Below are 24,239 nucleotides of genomic sequence, written 5' to 3' on the forward strand. Positions count from 1 at the left end.
GCTACGCCGTCGCCCGCGACGACGACAGCCGGACGAGGCCGTCGGCGACGGCCGGCAGCGTCCGGAAGCTGGTCACCCGTACGTCCGCGCCGGGTGCAGGCAGGCCGAAGCGGTTCCTGAGCCGGGCGAACATCTCGACCTGCTTCAGCGAGTCGACGCCCAGGTCGGCATCCAGGTCCGCGTCGTCGCTGAAGACGTCTTCGGGATAGTCCAGTGCCTCGGCGTACTCCCGGCGCAGCACGGCCATCAGTTCGTCGCGGGGCGGCAGCCCGGCCGGAAGCAGCCCGGTCGCTTCCGGCAGCCCGGTCGCTTCCGGCAGCCCGGTCGCTTCCGGCAGCCCGGTCGCTTCCGGCGGTGCGGCCGCTTCCGGCGGCGCGGGCGGCACGTCGGTGGCCGGCACCGGCGGCGGTGGGGGTGCCGGCGCGGCGCCGCCCCGGGCCGCGGCGACGGCCGACGCCGCGCCGACGCGCTGCTTGAGCGGGGCGTGCGTGGTGACCCCGGACAGGTTCTGTCCCACCAGGTCGGTGAGGATGGACCGGGCGCCGCACTCCACGAAGGTCTCGACGCCCTGCTCGTACAGGTCGCGTACGGCGTCGGCGAAGCGCACCGGTGTCGTCAGGTGCGACGCCAGCGCCTGGCGGAGGTCGTCGTCGGCGGTGTAGTAGCGCAGGCCGATGGCGGAGAAGACGCGTACCGCCGGTGGCCGGACGGTGATGTCCCGCAGCCCGGCGGCGTACTCCTCGGCCACCGGACGCAGTACGCGGTTGTGGAACGGGTACGGCGCGCGCAGCCGCCGCGCCCGCACCCCGGCAACGGCGGCCAGGGCCTCGACCCGGGACAGTTCCTCCTCGGGGCCGGACACCACCGTCTGCCGCGGCGCGTTGACCGCCGCCACCTCGACCTCCCACGTGCCGAGGGCGGTCAACATGGCACCGGCGCGGGTCGCCCCGGCCGACAGGCTCACCATGCCGCCGTCCGGCGGTCGCCGCCGGGCGCAGGCGGCGTCGCGGGCCGCGACCATCCGGGCGCCGTCCTCGACCGTGAGCGCTCCCGCCGCGGTCAGTGCCGCGATCTCCCCGAAGCTGTGGCCGAGCAGCACGTCCGGGCGTGCGTCGGTGGAGTCGGTGAGCAGCCGGTACAGGGCGACGGAGGTGGCGAAGATCGCCAGGTGGGCCCGTGGTGGGTCGGTGCCGGCGAGTTCGTCGGCCGGCACGGCACCGGCGTCGAGCAACAACGGCGAGACCGGTTCGTTCCCGTTCTGCCGGGCCACCAGGTCCACCGTCTCCAGGACGTCGCGGACGGCCGCGTCGTCCGCGAGTTCCATCAGTACGCCGGAAAGGTAGGCGCCCTGACCGGGAAACAACAGCGCACGTCGAGATCTCATGTACAGCCTCCTGCTGTGGTGCCCGGCTCACGCCACGGGCCAGTCAGTCGGTGATGGGGGCGCCCGGCATCTCCACGGCCTGGAGGCGGGACACACTCTCGGATCGAGGTGGCAACTGGTCGTGCAAACCGCCAGTTATCCGCATGGATCAGGCATACCTAGAAGCTACGGCAGCTCAACGGCTCATGTGCCGGATCATCGAAAGTTGCGGACCGGTCGATGACGGTCTCGCGCGGTGGGTCCGACGCCGCCGGTTCCGAAGGCGGGAGCAAGTGCCGGTGCGGCCCGACGGTCAGCCCGCCGGAGATGGTGGACGCTGTTCGAGTCTCATCGAGACGTACTCGGTGAACCCGGCGCGCCGGGCGAACCGCACCGGACGCCGCCGGTACGGGGTGAAGCCGAGCTTGCGGTAGAGGGCGAGGGCCGCGACGTTGGTGTCCTTGATGTCCTGCAGGACGTACGTCCGGTGCTCCGGCAGGGCGAGCAGGTGCGTGAGCAGTGCCGTGGCCACCCCGCGCCCCTGATGGGCGGGGGCGGTCGTGACGAAACCGATCTCGGCGACGTCCTCGCCGGCGTCGTCGGGAACACCCATGAACTGACTGCGGACCACCAGATGGCTGATCGTGCCGTGGACGAATCCGAGGTGCCGCCGGAACTCCCGCCGCTTCGGGGCGAAGCACTGCTGCTCCCCGGTGGTGAGGGAGGCGACCGCGGCGGGCTTCCCGTCGACGAGGGCGACGTGGAAGCGTCCGGGCAGGATCATGTGCGCGAACGCGTCGGCGACCTTCGCCGGGTCGGGCGAGAAGTACGCGAAGTCCTCGGCGAATCCGCCGACGAGGACCTCGGTGATCGGCCGGCGGGACTCCTCGCCGAGTTCGTCTCCCCGTACGACGTCGGTCATCGGTCGCTCCGATCGGTGTCCGTGGGGGCGAGCACCCGCAGGACCGCCTCCGGGCTGGGCAGGCTCACCTCGTCGGGCAGGGCGAGTCTGGTCGTGACGATGCCGCTGAGCAGTGCCAGATAACAGAGGACCATCTCGGCAGGATCCCCGGCGCCGAACCGGCCCCGGCGTTGACCGCGCCGGATGACCTCGGTCAGCGCCTGTCTGAACGCCTGATGACCGGGCCGGAGGCGGTCGCGGACGCCCGCCGGCTCGTCGGCCAGGAAAGCCTGGTTGACGACCATGAAGAACTCCGCGGCGTCCCTGTCGGTGGCGATGTCGGCGAGGAAACGCCGTGTGAAGTCGTGCAGCACGGACGCCGCGTCACCGTCCCCGGTGAGGGTGCGCGCGGTCGCGAACAGGCCGTCGGCCGCCCGGGTGACCACCTCGGTGAAGAGTTCGTCCTTGCTCGCGTGGTGCTGGTAGATCAAACCGGTGCTCACCCCGGCCTCGCGGGCGATGTCGCGCATGTTCGTCGCCGCGAACCCGTGCTGGGCGAACCGCCGAACTGCGGCGGTCAACACGGCCTCGCGGGTGGCCGCGCGCATCGCCTCGTTACGGGCCGCCGAGCGTGGCACCGGCCCCTCCCATCATTCAGTGAACCGATGTTCACTGTACAGAGGTGGGTCGGCCTGCCGGTTTCCGGGCGGTCCTCACGTCCTGCCGGCGGCACCCCACGCGGCCTCGACCAGGGTCGGGAGTATCCGGGCGGCGGAGCCGCGCAGGTTGACGTCGCAGATCGCGTCGAGCGGTGTCGGCAGCGGGTTGACCTGCACGACGGTGGCCCCGGAACGGGCCGCGATCCGGGGGATCTCGGCGGCCGGGTACACCACGCCGGACGTGCCGACGGTCAGCAGCACGTCGCAGGTGGCGGCGGCCTCGGCCGCCGCCGTCAACGCGGCCTCCGGCAGCGCCTCGCCGAACCACACCACCCCGGGCCGTACGAGCGCCCCGCAGTGCCCGCACCGGGGCGGTGCCAGCCGGCTGCCCTCGCCCGGATCGGCGGCGTCGTCCGCCGGGTCCGCGAAGGCGGCGGGGTGGGCGGCCCGGCCCACACAGCGGGGTGCGAACAGGCTGCCGTGCAGGTGGACCGGGGCCCGGGAGCCGGCCCGCTCGTGCAGGTCGTCGACGTTCTGGGTGACGACGACGGTGCCCGGGACCAGGTCCTCGATCGCGGCCGTGGCCAGATGCCCGGGGTTGGGCCGGGCCCGGCGCACCCGCGCGCGCCGCCACTCGTACCAGCCCCAGACCAGGTCCGGGTCCGCGTGGAACGCCTCCGGGGTGGCGAGTTGCTCGGCGTCGTACCGGGCCCAGAGCCCGGTGAGGTCGTCACGGAAGGTCGGCACGCCGCTCTCGGCCGAGATTCCGGCGCCGGTGAAGACGACGACCCGACGAGCCTGCCCGAGGAGTGCGGCGGCACCCGGAAGAACACTCTCCATCCGGGAAATCCTGCCATCGGCGGAGGCTCGTCCACGTGCCGTGCCGTCGCCGGCCGAAACTAGCGCAGCGGCCGGAAGCCGGCGCGGACCTCTTCCGAGAAGGCGTCCGGTCGCTCCCAGGCCGCGAAGTGCCCGCCCTTGTCCAGCTCGTTGTAGTAGACGAGACCGGGGTACGCCGTCTCCACCCAGGTCCGTGGGGCCTGGTACAGCTCGTGGGGGAAGACGCTGACGGCGGTCGGCGTGGCGACACCCTTGGTGGCGAAGAACGAGAGCTTGTTCTCCGCGTAGAGACGGGACGCGGACACCGCCGTGTTCGTCAGCCAGTAGAGCGTGAGGTTGTCGAGGACGTCGTCCCGGGTGAGGCCGCCGGGGCGACCGGTGAAGGCCTGGGAGATCAGCTCCAGGCTGCGCGCGTCGTGGTCGAGCAGGAAGGCCGCCATGCCGACGGGTGAATCCGCCAGTCCGGTCAGCGTCTGCGGCCGCGTACCCATCATCAGGGAGTAGGCGACGTGCTTCCAGACGAAGTCCAGTTGCTCGCACGCGCGCCGTTCCTCGGTGGAGAGGCCGGAAGGAAGCGAGCCGAGTGCGTTGTTCGCCCCGGTGATGTCGCCCTGGAACAACTTGTCGATGTCCGGTGGGACCGCGCCCGGCATGTTGGTGTGGATGCCGATCAGTTCCGGCGGTGCCTGCACGCCCATCAGGTCGGTGATGATCGCGCCCCAGTCGCCGCCCTGCGCGACGAACCGCGCGTACCCGAGGCGCTTCATCAGCTCGGTCCACGCCCGGGCGACGTGCTCGGGGCCCCACCCGGGCGTGGTCGGCTTGCCGGAGAAGCCGTGGCCCGGCAGTGACGGGATCACCAGGTGGAAGGCGTCCGAGGCGCTGGCACCGTGGGCGGTGGGATCGGTGAGCGGTCCGATGATCTTCAGTTGTTCGATCACCGAACCGGGCCATCCGTGGGTGACGATGAGCGGCAGCGCGTCGTCGTGTTTCGAGCGGACGTGGATGAAGTGGATGTCCAGCCCGTCGATCTCGGTCGTGAACTGCGGCAGGTCGTTCAGCCTCGCCTCGACCTTCCGCCAGTCGTAGTCGCTCTCCCAGTAGCGCGCGACGGCCTGGATCGTCGCGAGCGGTACGCCCTGCGACTGATCTCCGACGGTCTCCTTCTCGGGCCAGCGGGTGGCCGCGACGCGCCGGCGCAGGTCCTCGAGTGCCGCCTGCGGGATCTCCACCGTGAACGGCCGGATCTGTGCGGTGCGCGTCGGTGCTTCGGTCTTGACAGCCACGTCGGTCTCCTGCTCCCGTCCTCTTTGGAAGGTCGAGCGCGGATCATGTCCGCCCGGCCTTTCCGGCCAGCCCTTCCGCCGACACTAGAGCGCCGTCAGCGTGGGCCGTGGGGCATCCGAACAATCTCGTTCGTCGTCTCGTTCGACGCCGTTCGGGGTGTTCGTCACCACCGGGTCTCTTCATCCCGGGTCGCCGCCGGCGCGACCGTCAGCGGGATCGACCGGGCCGGCCGGCACCGGTTCCGCCGGCCGGAGCGGGCGTCGGCGCGAACGGACGTACCAGGCGACGGCGAGCGCGACGCCGAGGCCGGGCAGCCCCCACGGGTGGTTCCGGACGGTCGCGCTGAAGACGACCGGCTGGCTGAGCCCGCCGATCTCACCGCGTACGGTGTAGCGGCCGACCGCCGGGGCGGGAATGGTGAAGGGCAGCCGGACGACCCGCTGCTCGCCGGGCGCGATGGTGTCCAGCAGCGGCGGGGGTACGAAGCCGGTCGGTTCGTCACCCCGGCCGAGGGTGACCGAGACGGCCGGCTCGACCGCCGGGGCGGTGCCGTCGTTGCGGACGGTCGCCACGAGCAGTTGTCGCGCGGATCCTCCGAACACGCTGCTCCAGGACGGCTGCGCGCTCACCCGCAGTTCGGTGACGACGAGTTTCGCCGCCGGCACCGTGCCGGTTTCGGTCGTGGGGGCGGCGGCCGGTGCGGTGCCGCCGGTGACGCTCAGCGGTACGGTTCCGCTCGTGCCCTGGTCCAGGCTGGTCGCGCGGACGACGCACGGGCAGGCGGCCGGTGGGGCGGCGACCCGCAGCCGGGTACGGGCCGGCCGGTTTCCGGTGACCGCGACCTGGACCGCCGAGGTGACGGCGCAGTCGGCCGACCCGCGCCGCCCGGCGTTGCCGCACAGTTCGATGTTGACCAGGCCGGCCGGCCAGCCGGTCAGCGTCACGGTGAGCTGGGCGCCGACGGCGACCTCCGCGCGGTCGATCCCGATCGTCGGCGGGCCGGCGGTCGGCTCGGCCGCCGCGGCGACGGGCGTGCCCAGGGCGGCCGCGACCGCGAGCGCCGCGGCTCCGGTCGCGAACCGGGTGCCGCGCCGGCCTGGCCGGGCCCGACCGGCGGTTGAGGATCGGCCGATGGCTAGGGGATTGCCGGCGGCTGGAGGATGGCCGGCGGCTGGAGGTTGGCCGGCGGCTAGGGGATAACCGGCGGCTGGGGGATGGCCGGCGGTTGGGGAAGGGTGGCGGGTCATCCGGGCCGGCCGGCCGGTGTCGTCGCGGTGTCGGCCGGGCGCCCGTCGGTGTCGGCCGCCGACGCGGCGCGGCCGGCGGTGCGGGGTTTGCGCCGACGGGTCGCCCCCACGGCCAGGGCGGCGGCGAGCAGGCCGAGGACCAGCAGGACCCAGGGGACGGCCCAGACCCCGTGCGTACGGGTCACCGCCGGCAGCGGTACGTCCATGGTGGAGGGTGTGACGGTGACGGCGACGTCGAGGCGGCCGGCGGCCGGCAGGCCGGTGATCCGTTCGGTCACCTCGGTCACCCCGCCGGGCAGCAGTTCCGGTACGTCGACGGTGCCGGTCCGCGCCAGCTTCCACCGCAGCGGCCCGTCGACGCCGACGTGGGCCATACCGGCGATGCGGACGTTGCCGGTGTTGCGCAGCCGGTACCGCACCTCCACGGTGCCGCGGTCGAGCGGGTTGAGCGGCAGGTGGCTGGTGACCCGCAGGGTCTCGATCTGGAGGGCGGGGGTCAACGGCCCGGCGACGCGTAGGTAGATCCGGGCGGCGACCCGCCGGTCGACGTTGACCCGCTGGCCGTCGGCGGTCGTGCCGGCGGCCGTCACCGAGGCGATCAGGCCCCCGGCGTGGTCGCCCGGGGTGGCGTCGGCCGGGACGATCAGCTGGAACGGGACGACGACGTGGCGCCCGGCCGGCACCACGACCTGCCTGGTGGCGATGGTCGCCCAGGTGCCGACGCCGGTCGGCGGCTGGCTGGCCGGGAGCAGGCCGAAGCTTCCGTCGGCGGTGGTGAACGCGTCGGTGCCGTACAGGTTGAGGGTCAGCGGGGTGCGGCCGAGGTTGCGGACCGCGATCTGGTCGTCGATGCGCTGCCCGGGGCTGGCGTCGTAGACGAAGTAGCTGCGCCCGGTGGGACCGGTGGCGTCGGAGGGCTGGACCGCCCAGGTGATTCCGGAATCGGTGGGGGCGGTGGCGGGGCTGGAAGGTTCGGGCGCCGCGGCCACCGGCGTGGGTACGCCGACGAGCGCCGCCGCGAGTAGTGCTGGCAGCCAACGGTGCCGCATGGGAACTCTCCGGTACGGGGATGACGCGGAGGCGCCCGCCGCAGCGGCGGGCGCCTCCGCGGGGCGGATCAGGACAGGGTTACGGTCAGGGTCGCGGTGTAGTCGCCCGGCGTGCTGGACGCCGGTACGCCGAGGTTGAGCTGCGCCCCGCACTCGAACTGCCCGCCGCTGGCGCCGGCCGCCGAGGAGCAGAGGGTACGGGCCGTACCCAGGCCGGTGCCCGCGCCCGGGTTGGCCGCGGCACCCGGAGTCACCACGCCCGGGGTGCTGACCAGTCCGTCGTTGACGAACGAGGCGGTCGGCACCCAGCCGAGGTTGTCCGGCGCGATGGTCCCGCCGAGCGGGCTGGTGAACTGCTCCACCTGCCCGACGAGGTTCCAGCCCGCGTTGGTGCCGCGCTGGTCCTTGACGGTGACCGTGTTGAGGGCACCGGTGGCGGTGCCGCCCGGCTCGACCGCGGACAGGGCCACCGTCGAACCCGCCACGGCGAGCGTGAGGGGGCCCGTCTGCCGCACCTGGGCGGTGATCTCCTGGTCGGCGCTGCCGGCCGCGGGGGTGGCGAAGCTGACCGGGGTGAAGGTGTCCTGGCTCCGGTCGGCCGAGCCGTGCGCGGCGAAGGTCAGGATGTAGCACTGCACCACGGTGCAGTCGACATCGTTGCCGTTGCCGTCGGTGTAGCGGGCCGCGACGTCGAGCGTGGTGTCGAACGTGCCGTCGGCGTTCAGGACGTCCTGGCCGCCGCTCGGCGTCGTGACGTTCTTGTTGACCCACTTGACCGACTTGTAGCGGCGCGAGTTGACCCAGTAGTCGGCGTCGTTCTTCGGGCCGAAGGCGACGTAGATCCCGCTGCCGTTCGCCGCCTGCGGGTCGAACCCGGAACCGGTGACCGTCGCCGTCGTACCCGCCGGGTCGATGCCGGTTGCGGGGTTGACGGTGACGGTCGGTGCGGCCGCGCCGCCGCCGGCGGTGATCCGTACGGTCGCCGGGTCCAGGGCGGTGCCGGCACCGTAGAAGCCGGCGAACGCCGACGCCCCGATCTCGGTCATCGTCGTGGCCAGGTTGGACCAGGTCACGGTGGGGCCCTCGGACTGTGGGCTGCCGGTGGCCAGCGTCGCGATCTCGGCCTGGTCGACCGAGATCGGTTCGAAGCCGCCGCCGGTGACCGTCAGGTCGACGTCGGCACGCAGCGACCCGGCCGCACCGCTGAGGACCACCGTGGGGTTGGCCATGGTGATCGTGAAGAAGTGCGACGGGTAGGAGAAGACGACCGTGCCGTCGTAGTGGACGGTCGCCGTCCCGGCGGCGGCGTCGTAGTTGCCGTCGCGGAACGAGAACCGGAACGTGCCGTCGGTGTTGCGGGTCGCCCCGTCACTGACCGCGATCGGCGGGTTGCCGTTTCCGGTGGCGACGTAGTTGCGGAACGACGCCTTGAATCCCCAGTCGAGGCTGCCGGCGGTGACGTCCACCGGGGCTGCCGACGCCGGGGTGACCACGAAGAGGGCGGTGGCCCCACCGAGTACGGCGGCCGTCACCCAACGTAGCGGACTGCGCCGGCTGGTTCCGGCGCTGAGTCTGCCCATGTTGCTTCCTTTCGTCAGGTCGGGGGAGATCCCCAAGAGCAACTTAGGTTAGCCTCACCCAACCTCACGTCAACTCGACGTTCCGGTGGGGATTCGGCCGGTCCCGGTGGGTCTGAACTGCCCGGTCGACCGACTTGATCTTTAAGGGTGATGGACTTAGGTTAGGCAGTCCTAAGCTGTCTCGCGTGGAGAGCGTGGAGAGTCTGATGCCATCCCGTCCCAACCTTCGACGCCTCGTCGGCACCGGCCCGACGCTGGCCCTGCTCTGCGCCACCGCGGTCACCGCCGTCGGGCTCGCCCCCGCCCCGGCGTGGGCGGAGACCGTCGGCCAGGGCGCCAACGGACAACGACTGACCGTGAGCAAGACGACCGGGATCAACCGGCAGGGCGAGACGGTCTCGGTCTCCGGCACCGGCTACGACACGAACAAGGGCATCTACGTCGCCTTCTGCGTCGACAACGGCGCGGGCGCCGCGCCGTCGCCCTGCGGCGGCGGCATCGACATGTCCGGCAACTCCGGCGCATCACAATGGATCTCGTCCAACCCACCCGCGTACGGAGAAGGACTCGCCATCCCGTACGGGCCCGGCGGGTCCTTTTCCGTCCAGGTGAAGGTCAGCACCAAGATCGGCGACGTCGACTGCACCGTCACCCGCTGCGCCGTCGTCACCCGCACCGACCACCTGCGGACCGCCGACCGCTCCCAGGACGTCCGGGTACCCGTCACCTTCGCCGCCGCCCAGCCGGCACCGGGCAACCCGCCCCCTCCCGCCGCGAACCCGAGCAACCCCGGCCCCGGCCGTACGACCCCGGCACCCGGCGCCCCGACCACCGCAACCCAGTCCGCCACCGCCGGCGTCGCGGCCACCGCCTCCGCCGCCACCCCCGGCGGCGCACCCGCGGCCGACGGTGCCGCGACCGCCGCCGCCGACGTCACCCGCGTCAGCCAGAGCACCGCCGCCGACCGCTGGTGGAACGCCGCCCTGATCGCGCTCGCCGGAGTGGTGGCCCTCCTGCTCGTCCTGCGGTTCCGGCGCCGGCGGGGGGAACGGTGAGAGGCCGGCGCCTGGTCGCGACCCTCGGCGGGATCGCGCTGCTCGCACTGACCGCCTGTGCCCCGAGACCGACCGGCGCCACCGCGTCCGGCGTGGACCCCGCGGTCGGCTGCGGCCCCGCCACCGCCCGGCTCCCCGACCAGGACGTCACCCCGGTCGACGACAACCCGCCGAGCCACCTGCCGGTCACCGTGACCTCCGCCGACGGCACCGACGTCACCGTCACCGACGCCAGCCGCATCCTGCCGGTCAACCTGTACGGGTCCATCGCCGAGATCGTCTTCAGCCTCGGCCTCGGCGACCGGGTCGTCGGCCGGGACACCTCCACCACTCTCGCCGCCGCCGCCCACCTGCCGGTGGTCACCCCGGCCGGCCACGACCTGTCCGGCGAGGCGATCCTGCGCCTCGACCCGACCGTCGTCATCGCCGACAACAGCATCGGACCCCCCGAGGTGCTCAACCAGCTCCGCCGGTCCGGAATCGCCGTCGTCCTCGTCGACGACGAACAGACCCTGCCGGCGATCTCCCGCCACATCCGGGCCATCGCCACCGCGCTCGGCGTGCCGCAGAGCGGGGAGAAGCTGGTCGCCCGGGTCGAGGGCGAGATCGCCGGCGCCCGCCGGCAGGCACCGTCCGGCCGCCCCCTGCGCATCGCCTTCCTCTACCTGCGCGGCACCGCCGGGGTGTTCCTCATGGGCGGCGAGGGCGCCGGATCCGACGAGATGATCCGGGCGATCGGCGCGGTCGACGCCGGCACCGAGATCGGACTGGTCAAGTTCCGCCCGCTGACCAGCGAAGGACTGATCAACGCCGCGCCCGACGTCATCCTCGTGATGACCCACGGGCTGGAATCCGTCAAAGGTGTCGACGGCCTGATCGCGATGCCCGGCGTCGGCCAGACCCCGGCCGGCCAGAACCGGCGCATCGTCGACATGGACGACGGCCTCCTGCTCAACTTCGGCGCCCGGACCGGGCCGGCGATCGCGGCACTCGCCGAGGCGGTCTACCGCTCATGCCGTTGAACCCGACCACCGAGCGGCCGCCCACCGCCGCACCGCCACCGGCCGGCACCGAACAGCGGCCCCGGCCGACCGGACGCGCTCGCCGCCGTGGCTGGCTGCTGGTCGCCGGCCTGCTCGGCCTGCTCGCGCTGCTTTGCCTGGTCGCCGCCGGCACCGGACAGGTACGGATACCACCGGACGAGGTCCTCGGCTCGATCCTGCACCGTCTCGGCCTGCCGATCGGGCCGACACCCACCGCACCACAGGGCGACAACGCCCTGTGGGTCGTCCGGTTTCCCCGCGTCGCGCTGGCCGTCGTCGTCGGCGCCGCACTGGGCTGCGCCGGCGCCGTCATGCAGGGCGTCTTCGGCAACCCGCTCGCCGAGCCCGGCGTCATCGGCGTCTCCTCCGGCGCCGCGGTCGGCGCCGCCGCCGTCATCGTCACCGGAGTCTCCGTCGCCGGCGGCTGGACGGTCGCCGCGGCCGCCTTCTGCGGCGGCCTGCTCACCACGTTCCTGGTCTACGCGCTGTCCCGGTCCAACGGCCGTACCGAGGTCGTCACCCTGGTCCTGACCGGCATCGCGGTCAACGCCGTGGCCGGCGCGCTGCTCGGAGTGCTGATGTTCTTCGGCGACGCCGACGCCGTACGCGCCGTCGCCTTCTGGCAACTGGGCAGCCTCGCCCAGGCCAACTGGGCGGCCGTCGCGGTCGCCGCGCCTTGCGCGGCCGTCGGCATCGCCGCCTCGGTCGCCGCCGCGCGGCGGCTGGACCTGCTCGCCCTCGGCGAGCGACCGGCCCGGCACCTCGGCGTCGACGTCGAGCGGCTGCGCATCGTGATGATCACCGTCACCGCGCTGCTGGCCGCGTCCGCTGTCGCGTTCACCGGCGTGATCAGCTTCGTCGGCCTGGTCGTACCCCACCTGATCCGGATGGTGACCGGCCCCGGCCACCGCATCCTGGTCCCGGCCAGCGCGCTGGGTGGGGCGGCGGTCGTGGTCGCCGGCGACCTCGTCGCCCGCACCCTGATCGACTATCAGGAACTGCCGCTGGGTGTGCTGACCGCGCTGATCGGCGGCCCCTGCTTCTTCTGGCTCCTGCGCCGCACCCGGGCCCGCGCCGGAGGCTGGGCATGACCCGGTGGCGGCGCGGCGACCGGGCCGCCAAGGCGGCACCATCCACATCGGAGCCGCCGGTCGCCGCGCACGGACTGCACGTCCGGCTCGGCGGCCGGCCGGTGCTGCACGACGTCAGCCTGCGGGTCCGCGCCGGCGAGGTGCTCGCCCTGGTCGGGCCGAACGGCGCCGGCAAGTCGACCCTGCTCGCCGCCCTCTGCGGCGACCTACCCGTCACCGCCGGCGAGATCCGGATCCAGGGGACGCCGCTGTCGGCGTGGCGGCCGATCGAACTCGCCCGCCGCCGGGCGATGCTGCCCCAGCGGGCCACCGTCGCCTTCCCGTTCACCGCGGCCGACGTCGTGCACATGGGCCGGGCCCCCTGGGCCGGCCGGCCCGAACAGGCCGAAGACACCGAAGCCGTCGCCACGGCGCTGCGCCTGGCCGACATCGAACACCTCGCCGACCGGCCGTTCCCCAGCCTCTCCGGCGGGGAGCAGGCCCGGGTCGCGCTCGCCCGGGTGCTCGCCCAGCGGGCCCCGATCCTGCTGCTCGACGAGCCGACCGCCGCGCTCGACGTACGCCACCAGGAACTGGTGCTCGGCATCGCCCGCGACCGCGCGGCGGCCGGCAACGCCGTCGTCGTCGTGTTGCACGACCTCACCCTGGCCGCCGCGTACGCCGACCGGATCGCCCTGCTCGCCCAGGGCCGCCTGGTCGCCGACGGCCCCCCGGCCGAGGTGCTGACCGCGGAGCAGCTCAGCCGGACCTATCAACACGACATCGAGATCGTGCTCCATCCCCGCACCGGCACCCGCCTGGTGCTACCGATCCGAACGACGGAGAATGCAGATGACCGACACCCTTGACGCCGCCGCCGACGCCGGGATCGCCGCCCGGCTGCGCGCCGCCACCGACGCCGCCCACCAGGCCGCGGAGTCGACCACCTACGTGACCGACCTGATCGCCGGGAAGTTCGCCGTGGAGGGCTACGCGCTCCTGGTCACCCAGCACTACTTCATCTACGAGGTCCTGGAGGAGGCGGCCGGCGCGATGCGCGACGACCCGGTCGCCGGACCGTTCGTCGCCGACGAACTCACCCGCCTGCCCGTGCTGGTCGAGGACCTCGACTACCTTCGCGGCCCGGGCTGGCGCGAGGAGAGCGCCGCGGGCGCGGCGACCGAGGCGTACCGGCAGCGGCTGCGGGAGGTCTGCTTCACCTGGCCGGCCGGATTCATCGCCCACCACTACACCCGGTACCTCGGCGACCTGTCCGGGGGCGCCGTCGTGGCGAAGGCGATCCGTGAGACGTACGAGTTCCCGGCCGGGCGCGGCACGAGGTTCTACGAGTTCGACCGCATCCCCAGCCGGGGGCGGTTCAAGCGGGAGTACCGCGAACGGCTGGACGCGCTGCCGTTGACCCCGGAGGAGCTCGACCGGATGGCCGGCGAGGCTGTCGTCGCCTTCGACCTCAACCGGGCGGTCTTCGCGGAGCTGGCACAGGCGGCCCGGCCGTACCCGCGCAGGCTCGGGGAACCGGCCGGCTGACGGCCGGTGCGCGGGGCGGGACGGGCGCTCCTGTCCGGCCCCGTCGGTCGGCGCGATGTGCACCCTGGTGGGGCGGCGACGGGGTGGTTACGCTCAGTGTGCCAATGGTCGATGTCCTGCATGGGAGAGTCGGATGGCACCGTTGCCGGCCAACCAGGACCTGCTCCGTGGTGCCGGGGGCGGGATTCCGGCGGAGGCCGTCGACGCCGGGCTGCGCTGGCTCCGCGCCGGTGGACCCGCGCCGAGACCCCTGTCGGTCCACCTCGACGTCACCCTCCGCTGCGCCGCGCGCTGCACGCACTGCGCACAGTGGACCTGGAAGGAGCGGCCCGACCTCGACCCCGCGCGGATAGACCTGCTGATCGCGACGCTCCAGAGGTGGCGGGTCCGTACGGTGACGCTCGGCGGGGGCAACCCCCTGCTGCACCCGCACCTCGACCGGATCGCGTACGGCCTGCGCGCGGCCGGCATCCGCGTCGGCCTGATAAGCGAGGGCGGTGTGCCGATCACGCCGCAGACGGTCCGCCTGGTCGACGAGTGCCTGTCCTGGATCCGCTTCTCGATCGACGGCGCCTCGCGGGAGGTCCACGACCGCATCCGCGGCGTCGAGGGCTTGTTCGACACGACCACCGCCGGGATCCGCGGGCTGCGGGCGGCCGACACCGGCGCCGCCGTCGGGGTCAACTTCGTCGTGCAGCGCCGCAACATGCACCAGATCGGTCCGATGGTGACGCTCGCCCGGCAGCTCGACGTCGACGTGCTGCTGTTCAAACTGCCGCACGGCTCGGATCCGCGCCGCCGCTACGTGCCGACGGCCGCCGAGTGGTCCGGCATACGTGACGAGGTGGCCGGGCTGGCCGGGGCGCTGCCCGACCGCCCGCGCACCAACCTGGTGCGGTTCGCCGCGCTGCTCGACGAGCTGGACGCGACCGACGTCGCCACCGGCAGGCCCGTACGCGGCCACTACCTACGTCACGCGGCCCGCTGCTTCGTACCGCTGTTCTTCCTGGTCATCGACCCGATCGGCGACGTCTATCCGTGCGACTACCTCCAGGCCGACACCCGCACCGAGACCGACGACGCCTGGCGGTCCCGGCCGGCCTACCGCGCCGGCAACGTCTTCGACGACGGTGACGCGGTGCTCGACCGGCTCGGCGATCTCCTGCGCGCGACGGTCCACGAGTTGCCGGGCGCCGGACACCACGAATGCGGCACCTGCACCCGGTTCTTCCAGATGAACACCGCGTTGACCGCCGGCCGTACGGGCGGCCCGGCGCCCGGCGGCGCCGCGGCGCCGTTCCTCTAGCGGTGACCCGCTGTTCAGGAGAGGGGTGACCATGGCCGCCGGCGACGGGCTGGTGTTCATCAGTTACGCACGTGCCGACGAGGACCTTGCCCGTTCGCTGCGGGACCGGCTCTCGCAGGCCGGCGTCAGTTCGTTCCTCGACACCGGCGAGATCCGCGCCGGTGACGAGTGGCGCCGCGTCGTGACGTCGGCGCTGGACCGGGCGTCGCTCGTGGTCGTCGTCTGCACCGGCCGGTCGGTCGCGTCGGTGGAGGTGACATTCGAGTGGGCGTACGCGATGGCACTCGGGGTGCCGGTGGTGCCCGTCCTCTACGAGCCGGGGCTGACCCTGCCGGGCACGCTGGCCTCCCTGGACCGGCTGAGCTTCGTGGATCCGGCCCACCGGCCGTGGGACCGGCTGATCGTGCGGGCGGTCGAGGCGGGCTGGAAGGACCGGATATCTCTCGGCCGGCTGCGCCGGCTCGGCGTCGAGCGGATCTTCACCGGCCGGACGAACATCGCCCGGCAAGGCGTCCGGGACCTGCTCGACCGTGTCCTTCCGCAGACCGAGCTGCTGGTCGTCGGGCGCAGCCTGGAGAGCTGGGCCCGTGAGTTCCAGGCGATCCAGGACTGCGTGACCCACAAGGGCGTACGCGCCCGCTTCGCACTGGTCGACCCGGCCCTCGCTCCGGACGGCTGGATGGTGCCCGCCGACTACGCCCACCTCGACGTCGGTGCGGCGGTCGAGAAGTTCCGCAAGATCTCCTCAGCGCCCGGGTCGGACGGCTCGTTCGAGGTCTACTTCCTCCCCAACGCGCCGACCTTCTCGTTCGTCCACCTGCACGACGCCGCGGGCGCGTACGGCTTCCTGGAGTTCGGGGCCAGTCTGAGCTTCGCCGAGCGGTTCGCGATCGAACTGCGTTCCGGCGACGGCGACGGCCTGCTGAGAAGCGTGTTCAAGGTGCACGACGCCATGCTGCACACCCGTCCACCCGTGATTTCGTCCACCGGTCCGAGCCGAGGTGAGCAGTGATGGCGTCCACGCAGCGGGCGGCCGACGAAGGCGACTTCGCGGTCGGTAACGCCGCCGAGTCGGGGCGGGCCGGGGGATGGTTCGTCGGCCCCTTCCTGGAGAGGGCCGGCATCCGGCGCACCGACCGCGTCGAACTCAAGTGGGGCGTGCACCGCGCCGGTGAGCGCCGGGACGGGATCAGCGACGGTGCCGGCGTCGGCAGCGCCGCCGTGCTGGTCACCGGCTCGTTCGTGATGGAGTTTCCGACCAAGCGACGACATGTGCTGCTGAGCCGCTGCGGCGACTACGTGCTGTACGGCCCCGGGGTCGCGCACAGCTGGCACGCCGTGACCGACTCCACGGTGCTGACCGTCAGGTGGCCGGCTGACGGATGAGGGCCGCCCGACGTACGGGTTGGCTTCCCGACGGTCCGGTTCCACCCCGTGGGTGGCACCGCCTACGGTGTACGTGCCACCGGCAGCCGGGCGGCAGAAAGCGGGCGTGCGATGGATCTTGGCGTGCTGAAGGGCAAGGGACACGGGCTGCCGGATCTGGTCGCCCCCGCCCTGGGAGCACTCGCCGGCGCGGGACTCACCACCCCCGGCGACGAACTCGTCGACGCGGTCCGCCTGACGCTGACCCACCGGTCCTATCTGAACGACGACCGGCACCGGCCGGACCCGCCCGACCCGCGCTACCTGGAAGCGCTGGAAACCCTCGGTTCCATCTTCCAGCAACATACGGCCACCATCGCCGCCTATCGCAACCCCGGCGCCGACCAGCGGCACCTGCACCGCGAGGTGACCCGACTGGCGGCCGCCTTCCCCGGCTGGGCGGCCCGCCTCGACTGGCTGCGCGAGTCCGCGGTGCTGGGCCAGAGCCTGGGGCGGGGACCGGTCCCGGACCGCGTGTTCGCGGCACTGTTCAACCGGTTGCTGGGCCTGCTGTGCCTGGTCGGCGAGACCCGGACCGCCGAGAACCTGATGGCGGGCCTCCTGGCCGAGATCCGCGACGACGGCGGCGGCACCGGCAATCCGAAACAGTTGCTGCAGGAGTCGCTGCCGGAAGGGTCGACCCGCTTCGAATACCACCAGGAGGGCCCCGGCCACGCGCTGGTCTACCACGCGGTGGTCACCGACGCGACGGGCCGCAGCGGCACCGGAACGGCGAGCAACAAGAAGGCCGCCAGCCAGGCCGCCGCCCTCGACTTCATCCGTACGCACAGTCCGGGGCTGCTCGCGGCCCAGCGGTCGGCGGTCGGCGACAGCCGCCCCGAACCGCAGCCGGTCGACGAGTCCACCGCCCACATGGCCGTGGTGCTTCGGCTGCGCCGCACGCTCCGCCTGCCGGACCGCTGCCTCGGCCTGTTCTCCCAGGCGCTCATCCACGGCTCGTGGGCGCACGAGAACCAGGCCCTGCTGCGCAAGTACGGCCAGCGCGACAACCAGGCCCTCACCGCCCTGGGCGCCCGGGCAGTGATGTACGAGTACTACCTGTCGATCGTCCGGACGGTGCTGCTGACCGGCGCCGTCGACAGCCTGTCCCTGGCCACCCCCGAGGGCACGATGTACGCCCGGGCGCTGGAGTTGATCGACGCCGGCCCCGGACTGCTGCTCGGCGCCGGCCAGGCCCAGCAGCAGTCCAGCGTCACCGTGGCCGCGGCCGCGTTCCAGGCCCTGTACGGCGCCGCGCTGGCCGCGAACGACTTCGCCCCGCTCGGTGAGAGGTGGTCCCGGTCCTACCAGGCGGCGTGGGACACGATCGCGCCGGGCGGCGCCCGGCAGGAGGACGGCCGGACCCGTTTCGACACGTTGTGCACCGCCCTGGACCTGCACGCCCAGTACCAGGTCAGCCGGCACGGGCCGGAGCACGAGCCGCGCTACCGCACCGTCGTCGACCTGCACAGCCTCGCCACCGGCGAGGTGGTGACCCTGGCCGGTCCGGACGGGCGCAGCCAGTCCGTCGCGAACAACCACGCCGCCGAACTCTTCCTGGCCTTGACCGACAGCCTCGCGCTTCCGGTTCCGCACCACGTCGACGACCCGGCCGCCCTACGGTTCCTCGTCGCCCACCAGGCGACCGCCTTCGCCGCCGAACCGGCCCTGTGGCGCAAGTGGGCCAAGCGGAAGCTGTTCGGGCTGCACCTGGTCGATGCCCCGGACGACCTCCTCGCCTGGGCGGCGGCGGTGGACCGGCTGGTCGACGACGACATCTCACCCTGCCTGCCGGACGACCTCACCGCCGCCTACGCGTACGCCCTGCGCGGCGCGGGCGCCGCCCGACCGGAACCGGCGCCACCGGCCGGCGGGCCGAGCGGACCGCTCGCGAGCGCCGTCCGCGCCGCTCTCGCCCGGATCGCCGACCGGTGACCGGGCGCCCGGCTCAGTCCAGTTCGGAGTCGAAGCTCAGGTCTCCCTGGAGGAATTCGACCCGGTCGAACAGCCGCCGGTCGGTGCTGTGCAGCACCACCGGCAGCCCCTGAGCCAACTCTTCCACCAGCAGCGCCTTGATCTGGCCGTACTGGGCGTTCCGGTCGCGGTCCACATTGTGCAACCGGAGGCCCTTGGCCCGCAGCGCCGAACGCATTCCGCGCAGCTCCGGAATGTCCGGGCAGACGATGATGCTCCGGGCGGTCCGCCCGCCGGCGATCCGGCGCGACAGGCCCGTCTGGTCGATCCGGCGGCCCTGGCGGGCCAGCCGGCCCAGCCCCCAGTTGTCGATGACGACGACGAGTTCCACCGGCCCGGCCGGCGCCTGCGCGTCGACACCGAACTCGGGCTCCTCGGCCAGCCGGACGTCCACCCTCGTCAGGCCGCCGTAGCGGTCGGCGACGAGAAAGCCACCGGGAACGGCGGCCAGCGCCCTGGGCAGCGCCACCGGGATCAGTTCGCTGCCGGCGGGCAGCCCGGCCACCGGCCAGCGCCAGCACCGGACCGCACCGTCGTCGGCGACCGTGGCGACCCAGCGGTTGTCCGGGTCGACCACGATGTCGCGTACGGCGGAGCGGCTGCGCCCCTCGTGCAACTGCATCGCCACCCGGTGGTCGTCCAGCGACCAGACGATGGTGCGGCCGTGCTCGTCCCCGGCGATGACGAAGCCGCCGTCCGGGGTCACCGCGATCGCGGTGACCCGGGCGTGGTATCCGCTGAACGGCCGGGGCAGACCCGGGCCGAGCGCACTCCACCGGAAGACCTCGAGGCCGTTGTTGGTGGTGATCGTCGCCGCCCCGTCGGGGGTGACGGCCACCGCCCGGGCCCGGCCGCTGCGGTGCCACCCGAGCCGCATCACGTCGACCTGGCCGCCCCGCCCGATGTCGATGCGTTCGACGTTGCCGTTCTGCCTGGTCGCGATCACCGCACGGGCGCCGGGCACGGCGGCCAGCCGGTAGTACGGCGCGTCGCTCGGCTTCGACCGCAGCAGCACCGTCGGTTCGCCGCCGGCCAGCGTCCACAACTGCAACTCGTCGCCCGTGCGGACCGGCTGCTCGGTCGCGCCGGTCTCGTCGGCTTGCCCGGGTCCGCCGGTCGTACCGGTCTCGCCGGGTCCGCTGGTCGCAACGGCCTCGGCGGTCTCGCTGGTCTCGCCGGGTTCGCCGGCCTCGTCCGGCTCCGGCGGGGGCGGTGCGGGGCGTACCAGGGCGACGAACTCGTCGCGGGTGCCGTGCAACCGCACGAGCGTCCGCACGTCGACATCGGCGATCCGTTCCGGCGCCGGCAGCTCCGGGCCGTCCAGCGGCCAGCGGTGGATGCCGGTGCGCCCACCCGTGACCGCCGTCCGCTGGTCACCGGTCACGGCGATCGCCCGGATCTCGGGCTCCTCGCTTCGCGTCCGGCCCGGCCGCCCCGCCGCCGCCCGGTCGCCGACGCCCGACCAGCGCAGCAGCAGCCCGTCGCGACCACCGCTGATCACGGTGCCGTCGCGTGCCGCGCCCAGGGCGGTCACCGTACGGTCGTGGGCGCCGACGACCGTACCGGCCGCGGCACTGCCGTCGACGGGCCAGGACAGCAACGTGCCCACCCCGGTGCTGGCGACGACCCAGGTGTCGTGGGCGGTCAGCACCCCGCGCCAGAGCCGGCCCTTGTGCCGGCCGACGATCGACGGCTCACCGGCACCGTCGGCCACCGGCCAGCGCCGGATCGTGCCGTCGTATCCGCAACTGACCACCCACTCCCCGGAGCGGGCCGCGACCAGTCCGGTGACGACGGTCGGCCGACCGTGGTCGCCGACGACGTGGCCCTCTCCGGTGGCATGGCTCCAGCGGTGCAGCCGACCCCGGGCGTCCGCGGCGAGGACGTGGTCGTCGGTGGCGGCGAGCGCGAAGATCTCCTCGCCCAGGTCGGCGAACACCTCGGGGCCGGCGTCCGGAGCCCGCCGGTCCCACCGCAGCAGTTGGCCGTCGACACCCGCCGAGAACAGGTGGGTGCCGGTGGCGCAGACCGCGTGCACGATGCCTGCGTGGGCGCCCAGCCGGACGACCGGCCCCCAGCCGTCGGCGAGGTCGACGACGTGGACCGCCCCGCTCTGGTCACCGATGACGGCGACGTCTCCGGTCCCGGGGGCCAGTGCGACGGCGGTGGCCGGAGCGGACAGTTCGCCGACCGGTCGCCAGCCCGGGCCGCTGTCCGCCCGCCAGCCGAACAGTGTCCCGTCGTCGCCGCTGGCGATGACGAGGGACGCGTCGTCGCCGACCGCCACCGCCGAGATCGCGCCCCGCCCGATCCGGTAGCGGTGCCGCAGCCAGCTGGTGGAATAGCGGGTGATCAGTGCCGGCGCGGGGATGCCGGAGCCGAGCAGGTCGTCGACCCGGGCGGCGATCACCGGGGCGATCAGGTCCGTACGCGGTCTTCCGTCCGGGCTGTCGGCCCTGGTCCGGGTGGTGTAGAGCAGTTGCTGCGCGAGCGTGGCCCGGGCCCCGCCGGCCGACTCGACGCTCAGCTCCGGCAGTTCGGCCGCGGCGGCCCTGAGCAGGCCGAGCAGCTGCCCGACGCTAGAGTTCATCGGGGCCGCCCTCCGGGTCGAAGTCCTCGTCGACCGCGCGCACGACGTAGCCGCCGACGGTCGCCTCGATCCGCAGCGAGTACTGGTGTGTCGGCTTCTCGCTGCGCTCCCGGCGCCACCCCTCGTAGACCAGGACGCCCAGTCGCCCGGCCCGCCAGGCGGTGCTCAGCGGGTAGTCCTCGCGCAGGGTGTCGAGCTGGGACTCGGCCTCGGCACGGGTGGCGAAGATCTGCGGCCGCTGCTGCGGCCGCGGACTCCCCAACGCCCTGCGCAGCACCCGGTGACCCCAGTTCGGGTGTGCCTGTCCCGGCGAACGCCGCTCCGGATGCCGGTCGATACGGTCGACGCGGTGCTTGTGCACGCCGATCCGCCACTGGCCGGCCCCGACGGGTTCGGGCTCCAGGTCGACGTAGTGGCCGACGAAGCCGGCCTCCCAGTCCTGGATGGTCAGCCCGAACCACTTCACCCACAGCCGCACCGAGTCACCGTCGTCGTCCTCGCGCCGGGCGATCGGGTAGACCTCGCGCAGCCGCTGCAGTGAGGCCACCGCCTCGGCCCGGCTGGTGTAACGGAGTTCGCCGGTGAGGAAGGCGACGATCTCGCCCTGTCCCAGCACCGCGTACCGGCGCTGGCCGGGCGCCGGCGTCTCCGCCGATTCCTCCACCGGCGGTGGCGCGCTCGCGATGACCCGCGACGGCCTCGGCAGGACCGGGACACTCCGCGCGGACAGCAGCCCCGACGCGAGCCGCCCGGTGTCCAGGAGCCGCTGGGTCACCGTCAGGCCGGCGATGGCGGCGTCCAGGCCGAGCGGGATGTCGCCGGCGGCGGGCGCGGGAGCCAGCAGGCAGGCTTCCAGCCACTCCCATGACTCGACCAGCAGTGCCAGCCGGCCCTGCCACAGCGCCAGGTCCTCGTCGTCGTGGCCGAGTTCGGCCGCCGCGTCGATGATCTCGGCGAGCCGCGCCGGCGTCTCGGCCAGGGCGAGCCGGCCGGTACGGGCATCCCACTCGACCCCTTCGGGGAACAGCGGGGTGAGTGCCCGGACGAACCGGCGCCGTTCCAGGTCGGCGCCGGTCCACTCACTGTCGGAGGCGGCCATGGCCCGTACCGCCGCCGCGGCCGCCGGATGGAAGAGCATCACCCGACCGGCCGGCTCGGCACCCGCCGCCGGATCCGGCAGCACCAGGTATTCCCGTACCGGCCCACGCAGGACGTTCTCCCGGGCCCCGCGCCAGGTCTGCGAGCCCGGCCGGCTCCGGCCGGGCTCGTCGGCGACCGTCCACACCCGGGACATCTCGGTCTCGGTGAGGCCGTGCCGGGTCGTCGCCGCGATGAACAACGCCCGTTCGCTGTCCCGCAGCACCCGCTCCGGCCAGGCACCCGGACCCAGGTCACGGCCGAGCAGCCGGGGTAGCGCGCCGTGGTAGTAGTCGACCAGGCTCCCGATCGGTTCGGAGCGCCACAGGTCGGCCGGCACCTGCCCGGCCGCCCGGATCTCCGCCAGGTAACCGGCGGCGACCAGGAACTGGCCCGCGCAGCGGCGCACCACGGCGGCGGCGACGGCGTCCATCCGCTCCGCGCGAAGCCGTACGGCCAGCGCCGGATCGGTGAGCGTGGTCAGGACGTATTCGCCGATGTCGGCGTCGGCGCTGTCGGCGAGGTCGAGCCGACGCGGGTACGGCCCGTCCGGCGGGAAGCCGACCGGCGGGTACTGGGAGAACAGCAGGAGGCGCAGACCCCAGCGGGCGAAGTCCGCGTACCGGGTGAGCAGTTCGGTGAGCACCCGCAGGCTCTCCGCGTCGCGGCGCTGGTCGTCCACCGCGTCGACGACGAGGACCAGCGTGTCCGGTTCGTCGCCACGTTCCCGCGCGATCCTGGCCCGGGCCTCCAGCACCCCGTAGAGGAAGCCCAGGGTCGGGGTGGCGATGACCGGCTTGTTGACACCGATGGCGGTGCCGCTGCCGACCTGCTGGGTCAGCTTGATGAAGGTCGCACCGTGCGCGAGCAGCGCCTCGGGCGCGTCGCGGCCGATCACGTCGGCGACCGCGTGCACGAGTTCGCTCTCCCGTACGGCCGGGCCGCCGGCCTGTCCCACCTGGTCCCAGACCGTCGCGTAGGCGACCGTCACCCCGGTCTCGTCGGCGAGCCGGTGCAGGACCGTACGCGCCAGCGTGCTCTTGCCGGCACCCGGGCGACCCGTGACCAGCAGGACGTCCTGCGCGGAATCGTGGCGGGCCCAGGCGGTGACGTGGTGGAGGGCGGTGGTGCGCGGCTGGATGAAACCGACCTGCTCCACCCTGCCCTGGAACGGCTCGGCGGGACGCTGCGCCATGCCCACGACCAGCGCCAGCCGGTGCCGGTGCACGTCGGTCACGCTGCGCACCGCCCGCGCCACCAGGTCGGCGAGCGGCGGGTTACGGTCCCGCAACGCGTCCAGGTCGGCGGTCAGCAGCAGCGTGGACCGTCGCGGTGCCGGCGGTGGTTGGGTGCCGGCGGCGGCGACCGCCTCGCCGAACGGGGCGAGCAGGCTGAGCGCCCGCTCGTCGGTGCCCGGATCGTCGAGCCAGACGAGATCGACCTCGGCCGGTCGTATGTGGTGCCCGAGCTGGCTCGCCGCCTCCCGCAGAAGCTGCCGCTTGCCGAGGCCGGCCAGGCCGGTGAGGCAGAGCACCGGCCTGGTGCCGGTCAGTGCCCCCTGCAGCCAGCCGACGAAGTCCTGTGGCCTCATCCAGCGGTGGGCCGGGTGAAGTCCAATCCGGTCACGGGGCCGTCCGCTTCCTCGACGACCTGGTCGATCTCGTAGCTGCCGGCCGGAAGCTCACCGTGGACGGCGCGCAGCGGCTGCCGCAGCTTCTTGACGTCCTGCTTGAGCTTCACCCGTACGCCGGTGGCCTCGCGCGGCTCGCCGACGAACGTCAGCCGCTGCCCGACGACCGTCTCGGCGAGCCGGCGCAGCGTGTCGAGCTGCGTCAGCAGGTCCTGGTCCGTGCCGCTCGCCGGTAGATGGCCCTCCCGGTAGGGGCTGAGCATCGCCCGCGCGGTAAGGATCTCCCTCTCCCGCTCGGCGAGGACGTCGTGGTCGATCGTCACCGACCGCAGCGGCTGGTCGAGCACCTGCTCGCCGCCGGACACGGCGACGACCTCCTGCGCGGGCTCTTCCTGCCCGGCCGCGCGGGCGGCGTTCCGCTCCCGTCGGCGTTCCAGCCAGGCGCCGGTCTGGTCGTAGAGGAAACGCACACCTTCCGCGAGAACTATCGCGCTCACCGCGGCGATCGTCAGAGGTTCGGGCACGTCGGCCTCCT

General features: G+C 73.3%; 20 protein-coding genes. 9 read left to right on the forward strand and 11 right to left on the reverse strand.

Going from position 1 to position 24,239, the window contains the following annotated elements; genetic code table 11:
* Position 1: 1 nt before the first annotated feature.
* From QCD66_RS15175 to QCD66_RS15210, 8 genes are all read right to left on the reverse strand, one after another.
* Entirely contained in the window at positions 2-1,384 is a 1,383-nt protein-coding gene (locus tag QCD66_RS15175) for an acyltransferase domain-containing protein (protein ID WP_407567165.1), read from the reverse strand.
* A gap of 292 nt (positions 1,385-1,676) precedes the next feature.
* Complete coding sequence (locus QCD66_RS15180; protein ID WP_375737213.1) at positions 1,677-2,285, reverse strand: GNAT family N-acetyltransferase; 609 nt, start codon at positions 2,283-2,285, stop codon at positions 1,677-1,679.
* The gene (locus tag QCD66_RS15185; RefSeq protein WP_375737214.1) at positions 2,282-2,902 is read right to left on the reverse strand and encodes a TetR/AcrR family transcriptional regulator; all 621 of its coding nucleotides are present in this window, start codon (positions 2,900-2,902) and stop codon (positions 2,282-2,284) included. The genes QCD66_RS15180 and QCD66_RS15185 overlap by 4 nt, the downstream gene beginning before the upstream one ends.
* Positions 2,903-2,977: 75 nt before the next feature.
* Positions 2,978-3,763 (reverse strand): NAD-dependent deacetylase, encoded by a 786-nt coding sequence (locus tag QCD66_RS15190; RefSeq protein ID WP_375737215.1) that lies wholly within the window; start codon positions 3,761-3,763, stop codon positions 2,978-2,980.
* A 59-nt stretch (positions 3,764-3,822) separates the two neighbouring features.
* Positions 3,823-5,049 (reverse strand): epoxide hydrolase family protein, encoded by a 1,227-nt coding sequence (locus tag QCD66_RS15195; protein WP_364216849.1) that lies wholly within the window; start codon positions 5,047-5,049, stop codon positions 3,823-3,825.
* A gap of 180 nt (positions 5,050-5,229) precedes the next feature.
* Positions 5,230-6,297 carry a hypothetical protein gene (locus tag QCD66_RS15200; protein ID WP_407567166.1) on the reverse strand — a complete coding sequence of 356 codons (1,068 nt, stop codon included), beginning with the start codon at positions 6,295-6,297 and terminating at the stop codon, positions 5,230-5,232.
* On the reverse strand, positions 6,294-7,346 hold the full coding sequence (locus QCD66_RS15205) for a WxL protein peptidoglycan domain-containing protein (RefSeq protein WP_375737287.1): 1,053 nt from the start codon (positions 7,344-7,346) through the stop codon (positions 6,294-6,296). Before QCD66_RS15205 ends, QCD66_RS15200 begins: the two co-directional genes overlap by 4 nt.
* 68 nt (positions 7,347-7,414) lie before the next feature.
* Complete coding sequence (locus tag QCD66_RS15210; RefSeq protein ID WP_375737288.1) at positions 7,415-8,926, reverse strand: HtaA domain-containing protein; 1,512 nt, start codon at positions 8,924-8,926, stop codon at positions 7,415-7,417.
* 206 nt (positions 8,927-9,132) lie between these two features.
* On the opposite strand from QCD66_RS15210, the gene QCD66_RS15215 reads away from it, so the two are divergent.
* From QCD66_RS15215 to QCD66_RS15255, 9 genes are all read left to right on the forward strand, one after another.
* Positions 9,133-9,981 (forward strand): hypothetical protein, encoded by an 849-nt coding sequence (locus tag QCD66_RS15215; RefSeq protein WP_407567167.1) that lies wholly within the window; start codon positions 9,133-9,135, stop codon positions 9,979-9,981.
* Positions 9,978-11,003: a hemin ABC transporter substrate-binding protein gene (locus QCD66_RS15220; RefSeq protein WP_375733489.1), complete on the forward strand. Its 1,026-nt coding sequence runs from the start codon at positions 9,978-9,980 to the stop codon at positions 11,001-11,003. Before QCD66_RS15215 ends, QCD66_RS15220 begins: the two co-directional genes overlap by 4 nt.
* On the forward strand, positions 10,994-12,115 hold the full coding sequence (locus QCD66_RS15225) for a FecCD family ABC transporter permease (RefSeq protein ID WP_375733490.1): 1,122 nt from the start codon (positions 10,994-10,996) through the stop codon (positions 12,113-12,115). Before QCD66_RS15220 ends, QCD66_RS15225 begins: the two co-directional genes overlap by 10 nt.
* A complete protein-coding gene (locus QCD66_RS15230) occupies positions 12,112-12,963 on the forward strand; it encodes a heme ABC transporter ATP-binding protein (RefSeq protein ID WP_375733491.1) in 852 nt (283 codons plus the stop codon). Before QCD66_RS15225 ends, QCD66_RS15230 begins: the two co-directional genes overlap by 4 nt.
* Positions 12,947-13,642 carry a heme oxygenase (biliverdin-producing) gene (locus QCD66_RS15235; RefSeq protein WP_375733492.1) on the forward strand — a complete coding sequence of 232 codons (696 nt, stop codon included), beginning with the start codon at positions 12,947-12,949 and terminating at the stop codon, positions 13,640-13,642. The genes QCD66_RS15230 and QCD66_RS15235 overlap by 17 nt, the downstream gene beginning before the upstream one ends.
* A gap of 133 nt (positions 13,643-13,775) precedes the next feature.
* Positions 13,776-14,948 carry a radical SAM/SPASM domain-containing protein gene (locus QCD66_RS15240; RefSeq protein ID WP_375733493.1) on the forward strand — a complete coding sequence of 391 codons (1,173 nt, stop codon included), beginning with the start codon at positions 13,776-13,778 and terminating at the stop codon, positions 14,946-14,948.
* Between the two features lie 31 nt (positions 14,949-14,979).
* A complete protein-coding gene (locus tag QCD66_RS15245) occupies positions 14,980-15,960 on the forward strand; it encodes a toll/interleukin-1 receptor domain-containing protein (protein ID WP_375733543.1) in 981 nt (326 codons plus the stop codon).
* Positions 15,960-16,334 carry a signal peptidase I gene (locus tag QCD66_RS15250; protein WP_375733494.1) on the forward strand — a complete coding sequence of 125 codons (375 nt, stop codon included), beginning with the start codon at positions 15,960-15,962 and terminating at the stop codon, positions 16,332-16,334. The genes QCD66_RS15245 and QCD66_RS15250 overlap by 1 nt, the downstream gene beginning before the upstream one ends.
* A gap of 123 nt (positions 16,335-16,457) precedes the next feature.
* On the forward strand, positions 16,458-18,308 hold the full coding sequence (locus tag QCD66_RS15255; RefSeq protein ID WP_375733495.1) for a putative dsRNA-binding protein: 1,851 nt from the start codon (positions 16,458-16,460) through the stop codon (positions 18,306-18,308).
* Between the two features lie 13 nt (positions 18,309-18,321).
* On the opposite strand, the gene QCD66_RS15260 is transcribed toward QCD66_RS15255, so the two are convergent.
* The 3 genes from QCD66_RS15260 to QCD66_RS15270 are packed head-to-tail and all read right to left on the reverse strand — an operon-like array spanning position 18,322 to position 24,228.
* Positions 18,322-20,937, reverse strand: a complete 2,616-nt coding sequence (locus tag QCD66_RS15260; protein WP_375733496.1) for a WD40 repeat domain-containing protein — start codon at positions 20,935-20,937, stop codon at positions 18,322-18,324.
* The gene (locus QCD66_RS15265; protein ID WP_375733497.1) at positions 20,927-23,665 is read right to left on the reverse strand and encodes an ATP-binding protein; all 2,739 of its coding nucleotides are present in this window, start codon (positions 23,663-23,665) and stop codon (positions 20,927-20,929) included. Before QCD66_RS15265 ends, QCD66_RS15260 begins: the two co-directional genes overlap by 11 nt.
* A complete protein-coding gene (locus QCD66_RS15270; RefSeq protein WP_357539104.1) occupies positions 23,662-24,228 on the reverse strand; it encodes a hypothetical protein in 567 nt (188 codons plus the stop codon). The genes QCD66_RS15265 and QCD66_RS15270 overlap by 4 nt, the downstream gene beginning before the upstream one ends.
* Positions 24,229-24,239: the final 11 nt, after the last annotated feature.

The sequence above is a fragment of the Polymorphospora sp. A560 genome, assembly GCF_045781765.1.
Classification (GTDB): domain Bacteria; phylum Actinomycetota; class Actinomycetes; order Mycobacteriales; family Micromonosporaceae; genus Polymorphospora; species Polymorphospora lycopeni.